The sequence below is a fragment of the Marinobacter shunpengi genome, from assembly GCF_045449695.1.
Lineage (GTDB): Bacteria > Pseudomonadota > Gammaproteobacteria > Pseudomonadales > Oleiphilaceae > Marinobacter.
This window is the reverse complement of sequence record NZ_JBJJKZ010000022.1, coordinates 47,385-65,158: the sequence shown is the minus strand read 5'-3', so window position 1 is coordinate 65,158 and position 17,774 is coordinate 47,385. Positions and strand designations below refer to the sequence as shown.

Sequence of the window (17,774 nt, the reverse complement as noted above, 5' to 3'; positions counted from 1 at the left end):
GTTCCGTGAAACCTGTGACATGACAATGCATGCTCACCCAGTGTTCATGGCATCCGTGACAAGGGTATGAAGCCCCCGTGACCAGAGGAGCAGTCTGTATGGTCCCGGTCAGCTGACCGGTCGACGGTCACCGTTAACAAAGTTGGCCACAAACACCGCCTGACCATACTGCTCAAAAGCCCATTTCATGGTGTCGGACAGCACCCGCATGACCTGGTCGTACTCGCCGAACACCTGGGTGCTGATGCGATTGGCATGGACCTCCAGACCGCTGCGCTGGAGGCGATCAATCACATCCCTGATGGGGGGCTTGTGGTTGTCGGTAAAGGGATAGAAGCTGAGTTGCACGGACAGGTACATGACTGTCTCCCTGTGGGTTTGCCGTTGAATGGCTTACCTGAGACTAGCATAGCTTATCAGCTCAGCATTCCAGGGCGGTTTCCTCAAAGCCGTTGTCCGGATCGCGGTAGCGGATGCGGGTGGTGTTGAAGTTCAGGTCCACAAACAGGTGACAGTAGTACTCACCGTGGCGCCAGGCCATGGCCACACTGGACTGGTTGGAATAGTTGAGTTCGAAACGTCCGTCAAACGCCGGGTACTGGCTGCGGAAACGCATCAGCGTCAGCAGCCGTTTCACCACCGGCTGCGCCATGGCCTCATCCGCCTCGTCCATGGAATAGAAATGCCGGTTGATGTCCCGCAACTCGCCGGTCGCCTCCATCAGTTCCTGGTCGTTGCAGCCCGCCATCAGCCCCACATAGTAGACCTGCGGAATCCCTGGCGTGAAAAACTGGATCGCCCTTGCGGCAATATAGGCATCGTCATTCTGCATCAGGGCGTCATAGAAGGTGCAGGTAAGCTGGTAGATGGAGCCGACGCTGTGGATATTGGCGGCGGACCGTCGCAGGATCGGGTCAGCACTGCGGGCGTCAATGTTGTCAATCAGGTCCTGGATCTCCCGGGGCGGCAGCACGCCCTCCACATCGGGAATGCAGATGCCGTCGTGGGTATCCAGCACAGTGATCTGGTTGCGGGGGCACATACGCAGCCAGTTCTTCAGGTATACGCTGTTGGCCGCCAGCAGGGAGTAGAGAATCAGCGGCGGCAGCGCAAAGCCATAGGGGTGCATGTTGCGCCGGCCGATGGCGTACTGGTAGCTGGTGTGGTCGTGGACCTCCGGCAGGCATTCGGCGCCATGGTGCTGGGCTGTCTCGTTCACCCATTCGAGGATGCGGTACACCTCCGGTTCCACCAGGAAGCAACTGGTGCCAATGCGCTTGGTGGTGTAGCCAAAGGCATCCAGTCGCAGCAGCTTGATGCCCTTGCTGGTAAGGAAGTGGATGTAGTGCTCCATCAACTCGTAGGTCTTGTCGGACTCGTAGTTGAGGTCGATCTGGCGCTCGGTGAAGGTGCACCACACCTGGCCTTTGCTGCCATCGGCAAAGGTCACGTCCCGGAAAGGCTCCTTCTCCTTGCGGATGTGGATCTTGGCCAGGTCGTCGGCGCTGATCTCCCCGAAGGTGTGCACATGGACGAACAGGTCGGCATACTCAGACTCGTAGCCGTGCTTCACGAAATCCAGAAACTCCGGTGACTCGTCGGAGATGTGGTTCACCGTCAGGTCCGCGCAAATATCGATATCCTTCGCCAGCCGTTCGATATCCGACCAGTCACCATAGGCCGGGTCCACCTCGGTGTGGGTCAGGGGCGAGAAACCGCCGTCGGCGTTTGACGGGTAGAACGGCAGGATATGGGCGCCGCCGATGGCGCCCTCCAGGTGGCGGTCGATAAAGGTGCCCAGGTCCGCCAGGTTACGACCGATCCGGTTGGGGTAGCACATCAGTTGTACGGCATTACGCAGGCTCATTCATACTCCCGGTTACTCGGTTGCGTGGACGCCTTCAGGCCACGGATGTCAGGGGTTTGGGGCGTTTGCCCTCACTGGCCAGTCGCCGCTTTCGGCCGTTTCCCACCGCTTCCAGGAACTCACGGCCCCACAACTCGATATCATAGTAGCTGACCACCTCGAACCCTTTCTGCAGGCGGTCCTTCGCCTCATCCTTCTGCATGGCCAGGGCCAGGTAGCAGGTGCGGGCCATCTCCACCGGATCGTGGGGGTTGGTGAGCAACGCGCCCCGCAGTTCCGCCGCCGCTCCGGCGAACTCCGACAGCACCAACACTCCGCGTCCGTCGGTCATGCCCTGGGTGGCTACGTATTCCTTGGCCACCAGGTTGAGTCCGTCCCGCAGCGGGGTAATCCACATCACGTCCGCCATGGCGTACCAGGCCACCAGTTCCTCGAACGGGAAGCCCCGAAAGAAAAACTGGATCGGCGTCCAGCCCACCCGGGCGTACTGACCGTTAATGCGGCCAACGGCCTGCTCGATATCCGTCTGCAACTGACGGTAGATGGTCATCTCCCGGGCCGCCGGCACGCAGACCGTCATCAGGGTGACCTTGCCCACCAGTTCCGGATGTTCCTCCAGTAGCCGGCCAAAGGCTTCCAGCTTTTCCAGGATGCCCTTGGTGTAGTCCAGCCGCTCCACCGACAGCACCAGCCGGATATTCCCCAGTTCGTTACGCAGGTCCGCCATGCGTTGCTGCACCTTCGGCTGCTCCAGGGCCTGGCCGACCCGGTTCAGATCCAGTCCCACCGGGTGCGCGCCCAGGCCTATCTCCCGGTCATTGACGCGAATGGTGGTGGTCATCTCGTCCAGCCCCACGGCGCAGCCATAGGTGAGGAAGCGTGGCGCACAGCCGGTGCGGTCGATCACTTCCAGGGGCGTCACGCCCCGGGCCACGTCCACGAAATTCTCCGCCTGGCGGGGGATATGGAAGCCGATGTAATCGCACTGCAGCAGGCTGCCGACAATCTCCCGGCGCCAGGGCAGTACGTTAAACACATCGGCCGAAGGGAAGTAGGTGTGGTGGAAGAAGGCGATGGTCAGGTCCGGGCGCAGCTCCCGCAGGAACGCGGGCACCATCCACAGGTTATAGTCATGGATCCAGACCACGGCATTCTCCGCCGCTTCCGCCGCCGTGCGCTCGGCAAACAGGCGGTTCACCTTGAGGAACACCTGCCAGTGGTCCTCCCGGAATGACGCTCGCTCCCAGAAGGTGTGCAGCGTGGGCCAGAAGGCCTCCTTGGAGAACTGCTTGTAGAAGATATCCACGTCTTCCTTGCTGAGCCGGACCCGCGCTGCCCGCAAACGGGCATAGCGACTGGTGTCCACCTCGGTGTGGGTCTCGAAGGCGCCCAGCGACGGCTCATGGACCGACCAGGCCACCCAGGAGCCGGCCTTGCCGTCGGCAAAGAAGCTCAGCAGCGTGGGAATGATGCCGTTGGGCGACGTCGGACGGCGACGCACCAGGGTGCCGTTCTCCACCACTTCCTCGTAGGGCAGGCGGTGGTAGACGATCACCAGGTCGGACTTGCCCGGTTTGAGGATATCCCGGGCCTCGGCCGCCAGCCCCCGGGGCCCCAGAAAACCGAAGTGGCCGATGGCCTCCAGGATGCCACCGCAGCCACTGAGGGTCGCATGGTAGACCCGGGCCCGGCTCTCGGTGGCGTCCAGCAGGGCGGGTTCCGATTCACCCACACATACGCCGATAAAGCCCTGCTCGTACATGGACAGGTCATTGAGGGTATCGCCCGCCACCAGTACGTTCTCCGGGTCCGCCCCCAGGTGTTCCACCAGGTCCCGCAGGGTACGCCCCTTGTTCACCCCCGGCGGCAGCACGTCCAGATACTGACCGGCGGAATAGAGCAGATCGCAGGACAGCTCCTCCACCGCCGCACGCACCTCATCGGTCACCGCGTCCGGCTCACACAGGAAAGAGCATCGACGTTCCTGGGGCACCTCCTGCCGGCTCAGCCCCTCGAAGGCCGTCATGATGTCTTCCACCACGTGCTCCCCGGGCCAGCGTTTCTCGATCTCCGCCTGGATCTCGATGATCGGCTGCTGGGTCTCGCCCTCCACCACAGTGCAGCCCACGTCGCAGATGATGTAGTCCGGCTGGGGCAGTGTAGGATCCGAAAGCAGGGGTAGCACCGATTCCAGGCCGCGCCCGGTCACGTAGATCAGGGTCAGGTCAGGGTGGGTGGAGATAAGCTGGTAGAGTTTCAGGCGATTTTCCGGATCGCCGGCGAGAAAGGTTCCGTCCAGATCAGTGGCAAGTATCACGGTCACTCCCGGCCTCAGGGCCTCGGTTGCATGGTGTGTCCTTACCTGGACAAGTGCAGGTTCTGTGCCGGTGACCAATTTTTCACCGGCTTTTCAGAGACTAGGCCAGGACATCCTGCGTTATCTGTGGTCCACGACCGGAGAGCGCACTGATTCCGCACCAGCATGGTGCAAAGCCGATATCCGTGCGTGTGCCCGTTCCTTGACCCGGTTGAAGCAGGCTATATAGTGACGGATTCGCCTGATGGCCAGCCCCATTCAAGGAGATGTAGTCGATGGAAGACCAGAGCCAGTTTCGCCTGCTGTCCGAGCGACGGTTCCTGCCCTTTTTCCTCACCCAGTTCGCCGGTGCCCTGAACGACAACCTGTTCAAGCAGGCACTGTTGCTACTGGTCACCTTCAGTGCCACCAGCGTGCTTGGCATGTCCCTGGACATGCTCTCCAATCTGGCCGGCCTGCTGTTTATCCTGCCCTTCTTCCTGTTCTCCGGCATTGCCGGCCAGGTGGCGGACCGTTATGAGAAAGGCACGGTGATCCGCTGGATCAAGCTGGCGGAGGTGCTGATCATGGGGCTGGCCGCCGTGGGCGTATGGCACGGCTGGTACGGGGCGCTGCTGTTGCTGCTGTTCCTCACCGGGGTGCAGTCGGCCTTCTTCGGGCCGGTGAAGTACGCCATCCTGCCCCAGGTGCTGCGGGACAAGGAACTGGTGGGCGGTAACGCGCTGGTGGAGATGGGCACCTTTATCGCCATCCTGCTGGGTACCCTGCTGGCCGGTGTGCTGACCAAGTTGGAATCCGGCCAGCAACTGGTGGCCATTGGGCTGGGCCTGCTGGCCGTGGTCGGGCTGGCATCCGCCCTGATGATTCCCAAGGCGCCCCCTGCCGCTCCGGACCTGAAGGTCAGCCTGCATCCACTGCGGGAAACCTGGCGCCTGATGGCCATTGCCAGGGAGAACCACAATGTCCTGCTGAGCGTGATGGCGATCTCATGGTTCTGGTTTCTGGGGGCGGCCTACCTGGCCCAGTTCCCCAAGTTTGCCCAGACCCACCTGATGGGCGACGAGACCGTGGTTACCCTGCTGCTGGCGATCTTCACCGTGGGCATTGCCGCCGGCTCCATGGCCTGTGAGCGGCTGTCCGGCCACCGGGTGGAACTGGGCATCGTGCCCATCGGCTCCTTGGGTATCAGCCTGTTCGGCATCGACCTGTACATGAACATGCCGGACCAGCCGATTCCGTCGGACTGGTGGATGATCCTCACCGACGGTTACTACCGCCAGGTGGCCATCGACCTGCTGGCCATCGGCTTTTTCGGCGGCCTGTTTATCGTGCCGCTCTATGCCTTCGTGCAGCAGCAGACCGTACCGGACAAGCGAGCCCGGGTGATTGCGGCACTGAACGTGTTCAATGCCCTGTTCATGGTGGTCAGTGCCCTGATGGGCATCCTGATGCTGGTGGTAATCGGCATCTCCATTCCCGAGTTCTTCCTGGTGCTGGCCATCATGAACCTGGTGGTAGCAGCGTTCGTGTACCAACAGGTACCGGAATTCGCCCTGCGCTTCGTGATCTGGGTGTTGTCACACACCCTCTACCGGGTGAAGCACCACGACCTGGATCGCATACCGGAGGAAGGCCCGGTATTGCTGGTGTGCAACCACGTTTCCTACATGGATGCCCTGGTGATTGCCGGTGCCGTGCGCCGCCCGGTCCGCTTCGTCATGGACCACCAGATCTTCTCCACCCCGGTGATCGGCGGCTTCTTCAAACTGGCCAAGACCATTCCCATCGGCCCGAAAACCAGGGTACCCGAGATCTACGACGCCGCCTTCGACCGAATCGACGAGGAACTGGCCGCCGGCAATGTGGTGTGTATCTTCCCGGAAGGCCGGTTGACCCGGGATGGCGAGATCGACACGTTCAGACCCGGTGTGGATATCATCCTCGAGCGGCGCCCGGTACCGGTCGTGCCCATGGCGTTACAGGGCCTGTGGGGCAGTTTCTTCAGCAACTGTGGCGGACCGGCATTCCGTCACCTGCCGAAGCGTTTCTGGTCGAAGATCCACTTGCGGGCCGGTGAGCCGGTGGCCCCGGAACAGGCCTCCGCTCCCGTGTTGGAGGAAAAAGTACGATACCTGAGGGGTGATGCCCGCTGACGCCTGGCCCAGCAGGCTGTGCGGTAGAAAGCGCGTAGATTCCTAACCCTGCCCCGGCCAGCTGGATGGCACCACGAAGGTTCGCGCCGTCTCATGCCAGAAACCGGTATCCGGGGCCTGCTCCAGAGCCGCGAACAGGCGCGGGCGACGGTACTCCTCCACACTGGCCAGCGCCGTTGATGACAGCCCCGCATCGGGGGGCTCCTGCTGCCACCAGAGGCCCAGCCAGTGGGGCTTGTGCAGGGGCACCCAGTGGCGGGTGTCCAGCGTGCGGGTATCCCCATGGTAGAGCCAGTGGCCCCGCAGGTGATTCCCGGGCACGAAGTCCGGCAGGCTGACCACATCCCCGGTCGGGTAGAACAGGTAACCGGGGATGAACACCCGGGGCATCACCGGCTCGTCCACACCCAGGTCCGCCAGCAGCGCCCTCGCCTCAGGCAACGTGCCCAGGCGGCTCTGGTGCTCCAGCAGTCGCCCGACCTTGAGGTCCAGCCGGTCGCGACTGTTGGGCCCGAACCAGCGGGTGTCCTGCCCCGGCTCCGGATAGCCCAGGTAGAACTTCACCGCAATCTCATGGTGTTCCACCGCCCCGGTGTGGGGATTCTGTACCACGAAGTCCAGCTCGCCCAGGGTGCGGCCGGCGGCGTCCCGCACCTGCAGGTTCTTCGCCAGCAGGGGCCAGCCCAGCAGTTCCGTCAGCATGCATTCATAGAGCCGTTCGAAGTAGTATCCCAGGCGCGGATGGGCGGGTTCCGTGAGGGATGCCGGGCGGTTCTCAGGGTCGGTGGCCCAGCCCGCCAGCCTGGAAGGCCAGTCGTCCGGCAGGTGGTCACGCAGGGGAAAGGTCTCCGGACTGTCCAGCAACTGCGGGGCCTGGCACAGCCAGGCTAGGTGGTTGGCGGGGCGCCAGGGCTCACTCATGGGGTTCCCCCAACATGTGGATCACGGCTTACAACGATAACAGCACCGCCGTGGCGGCCCAAAGCCCGGCGAGGGTCAGATAGATACCGGGGTGAATGCCGGACAACCGCTCCCGCAGCCGGGCCGGCAGGGAGCGTTTCCCCTCGGCCACATAGTGTTCCCGATAGGTCCGATCGAAAACCTGCGAGTACTTCAGACGCGGATCAGGCACCTTGTCATTGTGCTTCGGCGCCGCCAGCAGGAAAACCAGCCAAGAGCCGGGAAGGATCGCCCCCACCACAAACGCCAGCGCCAGGTTGATACCGGCGTCCCTGACACGCTTGATGGCCAGGCTGATCGTGCTATAGAGCATCAACAGCATCACCGCCACAGCAGCCAGGCCACTGTGATCGGGCATGGCGGTTGTTATGGACAGGGCGGTTAGCAGACCAAGGACTCCCAGGGCAACGCCATACCCCAACAGGCACTCAATACGGGACAGGCGACCCGATACGCCAAACAGGGTTTCTGCCAGCCACGCCCAACCCAGCCGGGCACGGGACCGCCCGCCCAACGCCCGTGCGGCTTCAATGAGCAGACACAGCCGCAACATCTGATCCTCGATAACCGGCATGGTCCCACTGTGATCGGAACTCCACTGGAAACGGTCATCAAAACGAATCAGCACCCCCGGCTCGAATGGACATTCAACCTGCCCCGACTGCAGTACCCGGATTACCTGGGGCAGCAGCCAGCTGCTCACCGCCGAGCTTGACTGGAAGTCGTTCAGCTCCGGCGCCATCAGCAGGGGTTCCCAGCGGGCCAGGTCATTGCGGTGGTCCGGGTCATCCAGCAGCCGGGCCATGGCGGATACCAGCCGGTTCAGTGTTTCCTGCCGGTCCTGGACCTCATCCTCCACCAGCCGAGGGGGTGGCTCGTTCCAGGCATCGGCGCTTTGGCGGTCGGCGCCATCCGGCTCCGGATCTGACCAGGTATCGGTGATGGGAACAACCGGTGATTCCGCTTCCGGCAGGGTCACGGACCAGGTGTCCTCGATAACAGGGGAAGCCTGCCGGGTATCGGCCGACGAAGCGCTCCCCTGGCTGTCCCAGTCAGAGGGCTCCGGCGGTTCGAACCCGGTGTTCTCCGGCTCCACCGTGAATGCCATGGGCCTTGCGGGCGCATCCAGCGTTTTCAGCGCCCACTCGTAAGCCTGGCGCAGTTCCATGAACTCATCCGGATGGTCCTCCGGGTGCACCTCCTTAACCAGGCGTGTATAGGCCCGCTTGATGGTCCTGCGGTCGCTGCCGGGTTCAACCCCCAGTACCTGCCAGGGATTCACCACCGCCCCCGCCGGGCTTTCAGCTCCTCCAGTTTGTCGGAGACCATGCCCCGGGCTTCCTCCGCCCGCTGTGGATCCTGGGAGTCCAGGGCGTCCTCCAGGTAGCGGATAATCTGTTCGATGTAGTCCCGCTCCTCGCCCAGGGCCTCGGACCACATGCGCTCCGCCTCGTTCATCACGGCGATGTTTGCGCTGTCCTCCCGGGGATGGAACTTGAGCTTTTCCATGTTCTTCAGCAGGCTGGCCAGTTCGGCGTCATCCAGGTTGTTGGTGGTGTTCTGGATCACCAGGGTTTCCCGGACGCCGGTACTCACCACATCCACCTGCACCTCCAGGATGCCGTTGATGTCGTAGGTGAAGCGGATATCCACCGATTCCTCACCGGCCCTGGCTTTTGGCACTTTCACACTGAGCTCGCCAATGCGGATATTGTTCTTCACCAGCCGCTGCTCACCCTGGTATACCACCACCCGCAGGTCGGTCTGGTTATCGTCGATGGTGAAGAAACGGTCCACCCGGCTGGCGGGGATCACTGTGTTGCGGGGAATCAGAACCGAGAAGAAGCCGGTCCTGTGGCCCTGTTCCATCTTGTGGGCGGTCTCGATGCCCAGGGAAAAGGGACAGACATCGGTGAGCACCGTGTCCCGCAGGGCCTGGTTACGCTTTTTGAGGGCCGCCTGGACCGCCGCACCCATGGCCACCACCAGGTCCGGATCAATGGTGGCGGAGGGAATGCGACCGAACAGACGGCCGACAAAGTTCTTCACCAGTGGCATCCGCGAGGCGCCGCCTACCAGGATGACGTCGTCGAAGTCCCCCCGGCCCATACCCGAGTCCTTCACGGAGCGCTCCAGCGGGCCGCGGATACGCTCCAGCAGGTCAGCGCAGCAGTGGCTGAAGTCTTCCCGGCTGAAGCTGACCCGGTGCTCCCCGCCACCCAGCTTGGCAGCGATCTCCACCACCGGTTCGTCCGCCAGCGCTTTTTTAGCCTGGTCGCACAGGCGATACAGGTGGGCGCGCTCCTCCCGGCTCAGGGCCTGGCGGTCCATGGACAGCTTGCCGCAGACCGCACCCACCATGGCAAAGGTGAAGTCCTCGCCGCCCAGAAAGCTGTCGCCACTGGTGGCGTGAACCTCCAGCAGGTCGTCGAACTTCTCCAGGATGGACACATCCAGGGTGCCGCCGCCCAGGTCCACCACAATGAAATTGCGCTCGTCTTCCGCTTCCTGAACGCCATAGGCCAGCGCCGCAGCCGTGGGCTCGTTGATCAGCCGCTCCACGTTCAGGCCCGCCAGCTGAGCGGCATGGAGGGTGGCGGTGCGCTGGTTGTTGTTGAAGTAGGCGGGCACGCTGATGATGGCCTCTTCTACCGGCTCGCCCAGGTCGCTCTCGGCGTCGGCCTTCAGTTGCTTGAGCACCAGGGCGGAGAGTTCCTCCGGGGAGAAGGTACGGTTACCCAGGGTGACCTTCTCGTTACTGCCCATCAGGCGCTTGAACTGGGAGGCGGTCTGCTCCGGGTGGGACACCAGCCGGTCCTTGGCGGCCCGGCCCACCAGGACCATGCCCCGGTCATCCACGCTGACCACGGAGGGGGTGAGTAACTCGCCGAGAGAGTTGGGAATGATGCGGCTCTCGCCATCCTGCCAGACACTCACCAGACTGTTGGTGGTGCCGAGATCAATGCCTACTACTGCCATGTGCCCGCGCCTTTCCTTAGTGTGGGAACCACTGGGGAAGTCCCTTTTACGGTGGAATTCGAGTATACCCAACCCGGGCAAAAGGAAAAACGGGGCGAAATCACAATGCGGGGAGGATGGCGGACTAACACGGGGTCAGGGTATAACCGGCTCTATCGACTGGACGGGATCGCCTCCGGCGTGACCGGTGGAAAAACGGACTGTCCCTCCTGCCCTTCCAGCGATCCGGACGACATGAGACGTTGTTTCGACCGCCGCAACACATCCCAGTCCAGTTTCCCTTCCCGGTCCGCCTGCAACAGCGCATACATCGCCAGGTAGTACTGGTCCGGGTCGAAGCTGATCAGGATGATGTCCACCCCGGCGTTCAGGGCATCCACGGTGGCCTGGCCAACCCCGCCCGGGGCGTCATGGATGGCCCGCATGCAGAAGTCATCGGTGATCAATACGCCCTGGAAGCTCCACTGGTCACGCAGCAACCCCTGCACCACCGGGGTGGATGTGGACACCGGCCGGTCCGGATCCACCTGGGCCAGGATGACGTGGCTGAGCATGATCCAGGGCGGGGGCCCGGAACCTGCTAGCCGGCGGAAGGGCAGCCAGTCGCTCTCCCGAAGCTGGTCCGGGGATTCCGACAGCACCGCACGCTCCACATGGGTGTCGTGGAACACCCGGCCGATGCCCGGGAAATGCTTCAGGGTACATTGCACCCCGAATGCCGCCAGCCCCTGGCAATAGGCGCCTGCCGCCTCGGTCACCACCGCCGGATCGTCGGACAGGGCCCGGGTGGAGATGCGGGTGAACCGGTCCGCCGGGTTATCCACCTGATGGTCGATATCCACCACCGGCGACAGGTTGAGATTCACGCCGAGGGAGGCCAGCCCTTCGCCCTGGCGTCGGCCATAGGCCAGGCTGGCCGATTCAATCGTGGAACCAGGTGCCTGCTCCTCCAGCACGCGCCCCAGGGCGGGCTGTCGTGGCAGTGGTGGGGACAGCCGGGATACGCCCCCGCCCTCCTGGTCCGTGGCAATCCACATCGGGTGGGCATCCTGGGCGGGAAGTGTGGAGCGCAGCCAGTGGATCTCCTGGCGGATGGCCGACTCGTCCATGCCCCCAACGTTATGATGGGTGATAAAGAACCCGGCGACTGCCTTGCGCTGGCCAAGGACGCTGACTTCCTCACGGTTTCGGTAACCGACGATGAAGTGCTGCCCCAGCGCTTCCAGCGTCGCCGGATCGCTGTTGAGCACCGTATACCTCATCCACTGGAAGCGACCTTCCATGACAATAACCTGCCCCAGGGCCGCCGCTGCAATCACGCCCGCCAGCAATGCCAGACCGGACGCCCCGCGATGCCACCGGCCAGTCCGGCCACGGAGGAAGGCCACCACGGCGGCCAGGACAATCAGCAGGGCCACCGCGACGGCAACCACCAGTGCGACCCTGCGATACCCCGCAAAGTCCGGCGAGCGCCAGTCCATGGCAAAATAGCCAAGGGCCAGCGCCAGCAATAACAAGGCGGTTGTGGCCACGTAGATGCCAAGGGTTTTCAATCGCCACCTCCATGTAGGGCTGTTCCGGGCTCAGCTCTCCTGGATCAGGCGGGACGCCTGGTACTGCCGGATATCGGGAGCGCCACTGTAAAGGGTCTCCACAAAGGCATTGCGTTCGTACCAGATGACTTCCAGGTCCCACAGGCAGAAGGAGAAGCGTGAGGGGTCCTCTACCCATTCCTCACCAGTGTGCACCGATACCGAGGTAAACAGTTCGTTGTCATTGCCCCACCAGCATAGCACCAGGTATTTCATGCCCGCGCCGTCGTGGAAGATGGCAAAGGCCGGGGTTTCTGGCCAGTCCACGGCCTTCGACACCTTAACCTCCGCCAGCCTGGGATAGTAGGGGCTGGTATCCACCGGCTGTCCGGTGGCGGAGATGGTGTACAGCTTGATGCCATCGTCATCCAGCCAGTCGGGGGCGCTTTCTGTTTTTCTGGGTTTGAACATGTCTACTCCATCCTGTGTGGGGGCCGGGTATTTTACCCCAAGCGTCCGGGGAAGCCAGACAGGATCAGGGGTTGAGCACCAGCAGGTTTGGCGCTACCGCATTGAAATCCAGCGCCATGGTGACACTGAGTGCGGTAATGGTGACGATGGAAAAGGCGAAGACCTGCCGCGCCCAGCCGGTGACCTCGATATCCGGCCGGTAACCCCGCAGGGCCATGGCCAGCCACCACAAGCTGGTGGTACAGGCCACGGCCATGAAGGCCACGCCGGTGTATCCCCCCAGGGGCAGCAATACCGTGACCAGGCTGAATACCGCGATGTACAGCACGATATGCCGCCGGGCGCGGGCAATGCCCTGGGCTACGGGCAGCACCGGGATGCCGGCAGCCTCGTAATCCCGATAGCGAAAGATGCCAATGGCGTAGGAATGGGGCATCTGCCACAGGCAGAACATCGCCAGCAGGATCAGGGCGCCAGCATCACACCGACCGGTGACGGCGCAGTAGCCCACCACCGGCGGCATGGCCCCGGACAGGGCCCCCACCAGCGTGCCGTAGACAGAGCTACGTTTCAGCCACAGGCTGTACAGGCCCACATAAACAAGCCATCCGAGCGCAGCAAACGCCACACTGATGCCATTGGTGAACAACGCCAGCAGGGCAAAACCCACCAGACCAAGCACGGCCCCGAACACCATCGCCGCGCGGGCGGACAGTTCCCCGGTCACCGTCACACGGTTACGGGTGCGCTGCATGCGGGCGTCGATATCACTGTCGATACCATTGTTGACCGCGCAACCGGAGGCCACCACCAGCGACAGACCAATCACCGTCGCCAGGAACACCGGCCAGTCGACCTCGCCACGGGCCGCCAGGAAAAAGCCGCCCGCCACGGAGATCAGGTTGCCCATGATGATCCCGGGCTTGGTCACCTTGAGGTAGTGTTTCATTGGGGCCGCCATCATCAGTACATCATCATCGCGTTGGCACTGTAGAGGATCCAGATCGACAGCCCCACCACCATCACGATAATCAGCGCCGAGAACAGGAAGGCGAAGGTACTGGCGCGACTCGCCGGGCTGAAATCCAGGTGCAGGAAGTACTTCAGGTGCACGATGAGCTGGACAATCGCCAGGATCACCACCAGCGGGATCAACGTGGATTTCTCGAACGCGCCGGTCATCACGGCCCAGAACGGAATCACGGTGAGGATCACGGACAGCACGAAGCCCACCAGGTAGGACTTCACGGAGCCGTGACTGGCTTCGTGGGCGTCATGGGCATGGGCGGGTGAATGCTCAGAGGAATGAGAACTCATTACAGGACTCCCATCAGGTAAACCACGGTAAACACACAGACCCAGATCACATCCAGGAAGTGCCAGAACAGGCTCAGGCAGCTCAGCCGTGTCACCGTCTGGCTGCCGAGGCCCCGCTTGCGCACCTCCAGCATCATCACCGCCATCCAGATCAGGCCGGCGGTGACGTGCAGCCCATGCAGGCCCACCAGTGCGAAGAAGGAAGACAGGAAGGCGCTTTGCGAAGGACCGTGGCCCTCGACAATCAGGTGATGGAATTCATTGATCTCCATGCCGATAAACACGGCCCCCAGGGCGAAGGTCACCATCAGCCAGCCCAGGGTCGCCGGACGGCTCTGGCGGTGGGCGCCGATCATCGCAAAACCGTAGGTGATGCTACTCAGCAGCAGTGCCGCCGTTTCAATGGCCACATAGTCCAGCTCGAAGATGTCCCGACCGGACACGCCACCGGCGGTGTTCATGAACAACACCGCGTAGGTAGCGAACACCGACGCGAACAGCAGGCAGTCGGTCATCAGGTAGAGCCAGAAACCGAACACCGTGCTCTCGCCGGTATCGTGGTGGTGCTCGTCGGCCACGTGGGCCGCGTTGGTCATCATGTTCATGCCGTAACCTCCCCGGCCCGGTCTGCCGACGCCACACCAAGCTGTTGCAAGTGGGCGGATTCAATACGTTCGATTTCCTCGGGCTGCACGAAGTAATCCACATCGTTGTCATAGACCCGCATCAGGTAAAACCCGACCGCGGCCACCAGCCCCATGGCGGCCAGCCAGCCGATGTGCCACACCGCGGCAAAGCCGAAAACGGTGGTGGCGCCGGCAATCAGGATGCCGTAGGGGGTGTTCTTCGGCATATGGATCGGTGCGTACCGGGCCGGGCGCTGGTAGGCGGTGCCCTGCTCCTTCATATCGGTGAAGGCATCGATATCCCGCACCTGGGGCAGTTCCGCAAAGTTGTAGAACTGGGGCGGCGAGGCCGTGGCCCATTCCAGGGTGTGGCCGTTCCAGGGATCACCGGTGGTGTCCTGGTTCTGCTCACGCTGACGGAATGAGACGTAAAGCTGGACGAACTGCAGCACGATGCCCACCAGGATGATCACCGCGCCGACACAGGCGATGGTCAGCCAGAGGTTCCAGTCCGGGTTGTTGGTGTGGTTGAGGCGACGGGTCATGCCCAGGAAGCCGAGCACGTATAGCGGCATAAAGGCGACGTAGAAGCCCACCTGCCAGCACCAGAAGGAGGCCCTGCCCAGGCGCTCATTCAGGTGGAAGCCCATGGCCTTCGGGAACCAGTAGGCAAACCCGGCCAGGTAGCCGAACACGGCACCACCGATAATGGTGTTGTGGAAGTGGGCGATCAGGAACAGGCTGTTATGCAGCACATAGTCCGCCCCCGGCACCGCCAGCAGCACGCCGGTCATGCCCCCGATGGTGAAGGTCACCATAAAGCCCAGGGTCCACAGCACCGGCACCGCCAGGCGCAGCCGGCCGCGATACATGGTGAACAGCCAGTTGAACAGCTTCACCCCGGTGGGCACGGCAATGATCATGGTCATGATGCCGAAGAAGGCGTTCACATTGGCGCTGGAGCCCATGGTGAAGAAGTGGTGCAGCCAGACAATAAAGCCCAGGATGGAAATGGCGCCACTGGCCCAGACCATGGACTTGTAGCCGAACAGGCGCTTGCCGGTGAAGGTGGAGATCACCTCGGAGAAAATGCCGAAGGCCGGCAGGATCAGGATGTACACCTCGGGATGGCCCCAGGCCCAGAACAGGTTGATGTACATCATGGCGTTGCCGCCGGCGTCGTTGGTGAAGAAGTGGAAATCCAGGTAGCGGTCCAGGGTCAGCAGCCCCAGTACCGCGGTCAGGATCGGGAACGACGCCACGATCAGGATATTGGCCCAGGTGCAGGTCCAGGTGAAGATGGGCATCTGCATCAGCTTCATGCCCGGGGCGCGCATTTTGAACACCGTCACCAGGAAGTTCACCCCGGTCAGCAGCGTCCCGATGCCCGATATCTGTAACGCCCAGATGTAGTAGTCCACCCCTACTCCGGGACTGAACGACAACTCCGATAACGGCGGATAGGCCATCCAGCCGGTCTTGGCGAACTCGCCCAGGCCCAGGGACAGGTTGATCAGTACCGCACCGCCAGCAGCGAACCAGAAACTCAGGTTGTTGAGGAACGGGAAAGCCACATCCCGGGCGCCGATCTGCAGCGGCAGGGCGATGTTCATCAGGCCGATCATGAACGGCATCGCCATGAACATGATCATGATCACACCGTGGGCGGTGAAGATCTGGTCGTAGTGTTCCGGTGGCAGGTAGCCTTCCGCCCCGCTGGTGGCCATGGCCAGTTGCGCACGCATCATGATGGCGTCGGAAAAGCCCCGGATCAGCATGATCAGGGCCAGCACGATATACATCACGCCAATGCGCTTGTGGTCCACGGACGTCAGCCAGTCGTGCCAGAGCACGCCCCACTTCTTATACACCGTGAGGGCAATAACCAGGGCGATGCCGGCCACGCCGACCACCGCCAGGGTGCCCATGATAATGGGCTCATGAAAGGGAATCGCATCCAGCGACAGATTACCGAGTAGCGACATGGTCCTGGGCCTCCTCTGGTGTGGCCGAACCGGACAGAGCGGATGCCTGTTCAGCGGATGGGTGGACGGGGGATGAACGCTCAGCGGATCCGTGGTGTTGGGGCCCCTCGTTCCAGTCGTTGTAGTTCTGCATGTACCGGTCGATGATCTGGTGGAACAGGCCGTCGCTGACGCTGCCAAAGTGCTCCACCGGGTGGTCTTCGCTGGGCTCGGCCAGGGTGGCGTAACGCTCCGGGGTCAGGGTCGGATTGTCGTGCCTGACGGACGTTACCCACTGCTCGAACGCCGCATCGCTGGTGGCGATGGCATCGAAATGCATATCGGAGAAGCCCTCACCGCTGTAGTTGGCCGAAATGCCGTGGTAAGTGCCGGGCTCATTGGCGATCAGGTGAAGCCGGGTCTCCATGCCCGCCATGGAATAAATCTGGCTGCCCAGTTGAGGGATGAAGAAGGAGTTCATGGTGGATTCGGAAGTGATCCTGAACTGCACCGGCACATCCACCGGGAACACCAGCTCATTCACCGACGCCACGCCCTGTTCCGGATAGATGAACAGCCACTTCCAGTTGAGGGACACCACCTGCACGGTCAGCGGCTCACGCTCATGATCCAGGGGTTTATAGGGGTCCAGCGCGTGGGTGGAATACCAGGTTATGCCCCCCAGGATCACGATGATCGCCACCGGCACCAGCCAGACAATGGTTTCGATGCGGCCCGAGTGGGCCCATTTGGGGGCATAGATTTCATGGTCACGCCCTTCGCGATACTTCCAGGCGAAGTACAGGGTCATGACGATCACCGGAATGACCACCAGCAACATCAGCAGGGTCGAGACGATGATCAGGGTCTTCTCATCGACACCCACCTGACCCTTGGGGTCGAGCACACCACCCTGACAGCCCGCCAGTGAGAACACGGCAGCCGCCAGCGCAGCTTTTCTGAGGCTACGAACTGACACGAGGATTGATCCCCTAAACACGGAAAGTGACAACATCTGCCCGCAAACGAGGCAGGACGAACACCGGGGATAGGCCGTGGGCAAGCTACGGGGGCGGGAGGATAGCCAGTGACTGCAACTCCGGGAGACAGGCACCCGGATAGCGGCGCTATGTCAGGCGCTGCTCACAGAGGACATGGGAGTACTGGCACCGCGAACCGTTAGCGAATCTTACGCACGGCCCACGGTGGGAGGCGCCCGGCAACCATGGGCTGCACGGGGAACAACACGCGGCGCCGGCGTGGCCGGCAACCACTGACGCAACTGCCGCAGGAAGGCATGGCGCAGGGAGTTAACAAAGTGGAGCAGTAACAGGAGGTGCCGGTATACCAGCAACGGGGAAACAACCAACCCGGCCAGGCCCACGCTGGCAAGCAACTCCAGGGTGATGGCGTTTTCCAGCAACGGGATCAGCTCAGCCGTGTCATAGGCCAGACCGAAGTGGACCAGCGTACCGGCCAGGCCAGTCATCAGCATCGCCAACAGCAACGTCACACCGGTACGAGGTTCCCGGAGGGAAGCCACGGCAGCGTTCTCATTGATGGGTGCTGACAGACTGATCACTTTCAC

15 protein-coding genes are annotated in these 17,774 nt (G+C 62.4%); 1 reads left to right on the top strand and 14 read right to left on the bottom strand.

The annotated features are described in order from the left end of the window. Positions 1-108: 108 nt before the first annotated feature. The 3 genes from ACJO2E_RS18810 to ggpS all read right to left on the bottom strand — a co-directional run bounded on the left by ACJO2E_RS18810 (position 109) and on the right by ggpS (position 4,184). Positions 109-360 (bottom strand): hypothetical protein, encoded by a 252-nt coding sequence (locus ACJO2E_RS18810; RefSeq protein WP_406965898.1) that lies wholly within the window; start codon positions 358-360, stop codon positions 109-111. 61 nt (positions 361-421) lie between these two features. After that, positions 422-1,867: a sucrose phosphorylase gene (gtfA, locus tag ACJO2E_RS18805; protein WP_406965897.1), complete on the bottom strand. Its 1,446-nt coding sequence runs from the start codon at positions 1,865-1,867 to the stop codon at positions 422-424. 34 nt (positions 1,868-1,901) lie between these two features. Continuing rightward, entirely contained in the window at positions 1,902-4,184 is a 2,283-nt protein-coding gene (ggpS, locus tag ACJO2E_RS18800; RefSeq protein WP_406965896.1) for a glucosylglycerol-phosphate synthase, read from the bottom strand. Between the two features lie 275 nt (positions 4,185-4,459). Here ggpS and ACJO2E_RS18795 point away from each other — a divergent pair, with 275 nt between their 5' ends. Further along, complete coding sequence (locus tag ACJO2E_RS18795) at positions 4,460-6,337, top strand: MFS transporter (protein WP_406965895.1); 1,878 nt, start codon at positions 4,460-4,462, stop codon at positions 6,335-6,337. A 42-nt stretch (positions 6,338-6,379) separates the two neighbouring features. On the opposite strand, the gene ACJO2E_RS18790 is transcribed toward ACJO2E_RS18795, so the two are convergent. The 11 genes from ACJO2E_RS18790 to ACJO2E_RS18740 all read right to left on the bottom strand — a co-directional run bounded on the left by ACJO2E_RS18790 (position 6,380) and on the right by ACJO2E_RS18740 (position 17,774). Then, positions 6,380-7,258, bottom strand: a complete 879-nt coding sequence (locus ACJO2E_RS18790; RefSeq protein WP_406965894.1) for a DUF1853 family protein — start codon at positions 7,256-7,258, stop codon at positions 6,380-6,382. A gap of 28 nt (positions 7,259-7,286) precedes the next feature. Further along, on the bottom strand, positions 7,287-8,579 hold the full coding sequence (locus tag ACJO2E_RS18785; protein WP_406965892.1) for a DnaJ domain-containing protein: 1,293 nt from the start codon (positions 8,577-8,579) through the stop codon (positions 7,287-7,289). After that, positions 8,576-10,276 carry an Hsp70 family protein gene (locus tag ACJO2E_RS18780; protein WP_406965890.1) on the bottom strand — a complete coding sequence of 567 codons (1,701 nt, stop codon included), beginning with the start codon at positions 10,274-10,276 and terminating at the stop codon, positions 8,576-8,578. The genes ACJO2E_RS18785 and ACJO2E_RS18780 overlap by 4 nt, the downstream gene beginning before the upstream one ends. Before the next feature lie 152 nt (positions 10,277-10,428). Continuing rightward, entirely contained in the window at positions 10,429-11,829 is a 1,401-nt protein-coding gene (locus ACJO2E_RS18775) for a glycoside hydrolase family 3 N-terminal domain-containing protein (protein WP_406965888.1), read from the bottom strand. Positions 11,830-11,859: 30 nt separating this feature from the next. Continuing rightward, complete coding sequence (locus ACJO2E_RS18770) at positions 11,860-12,279, bottom strand: hypothetical protein (protein WP_406965887.1); 420 nt, start codon at positions 12,277-12,279, stop codon at positions 11,860-11,862. Positions 12,280-12,343: 64 nt separating this feature from the next. After that, on the bottom strand, positions 12,344-13,228 hold the full coding sequence (cyoE, locus tag ACJO2E_RS18765) for a heme o synthase (RefSeq protein ID WP_406965885.1): 885 nt from the start codon (positions 13,226-13,228) through the stop codon (positions 12,344-12,346). A gap of 14 nt (positions 13,229-13,242) precedes the next feature. Continuing rightward, positions 13,243-13,596, bottom strand: a complete 354-nt coding sequence (gene cyoD, locus ACJO2E_RS18760) for a cytochrome o ubiquinol oxidase subunit IV (RefSeq protein WP_406965884.1) — start codon at positions 13,594-13,596, stop codon at positions 13,243-13,245. Further along, on the bottom strand, positions 13,596-14,201 hold the full coding sequence (gene cyoC, locus ACJO2E_RS18755) for a cytochrome o ubiquinol oxidase subunit III (RefSeq protein ID WP_406965882.1): 606 nt from the start codon (positions 14,199-14,201) through the stop codon (positions 13,596-13,598). Before cyoC ends, cyoD begins: the two co-directional genes overlap by 1 nt. Beyond that, on the bottom strand, positions 14,198-16,207 hold the full coding sequence (gene cyoB, locus ACJO2E_RS18750; protein WP_406965880.1) for a cytochrome o ubiquinol oxidase subunit I: 2,010 nt from the start codon (positions 16,205-16,207) through the stop codon (positions 14,198-14,200). Before cyoB ends, cyoC begins: the two co-directional genes overlap by 4 nt. Next, entirely contained in the window at positions 16,191-17,165 is a 975-nt protein-coding gene (gene cyoA / locus ACJO2E_RS18745) for a ubiquinol oxidase subunit II (RefSeq protein WP_406965879.1), read from the bottom strand. Before cyoA ends, cyoB begins: the two co-directional genes overlap by 17 nt. A 210-nt stretch (positions 17,166-17,375) precedes the next feature. Continuing rightward, positions 17,376-17,774 carry a hypothetical protein gene (locus tag ACJO2E_RS18740; protein WP_406965878.1) on the bottom strand — a complete coding sequence of 133 codons (399 nt, stop codon included), beginning with the start codon at positions 17,772-17,774 and terminating at the stop codon, positions 17,376-17,378.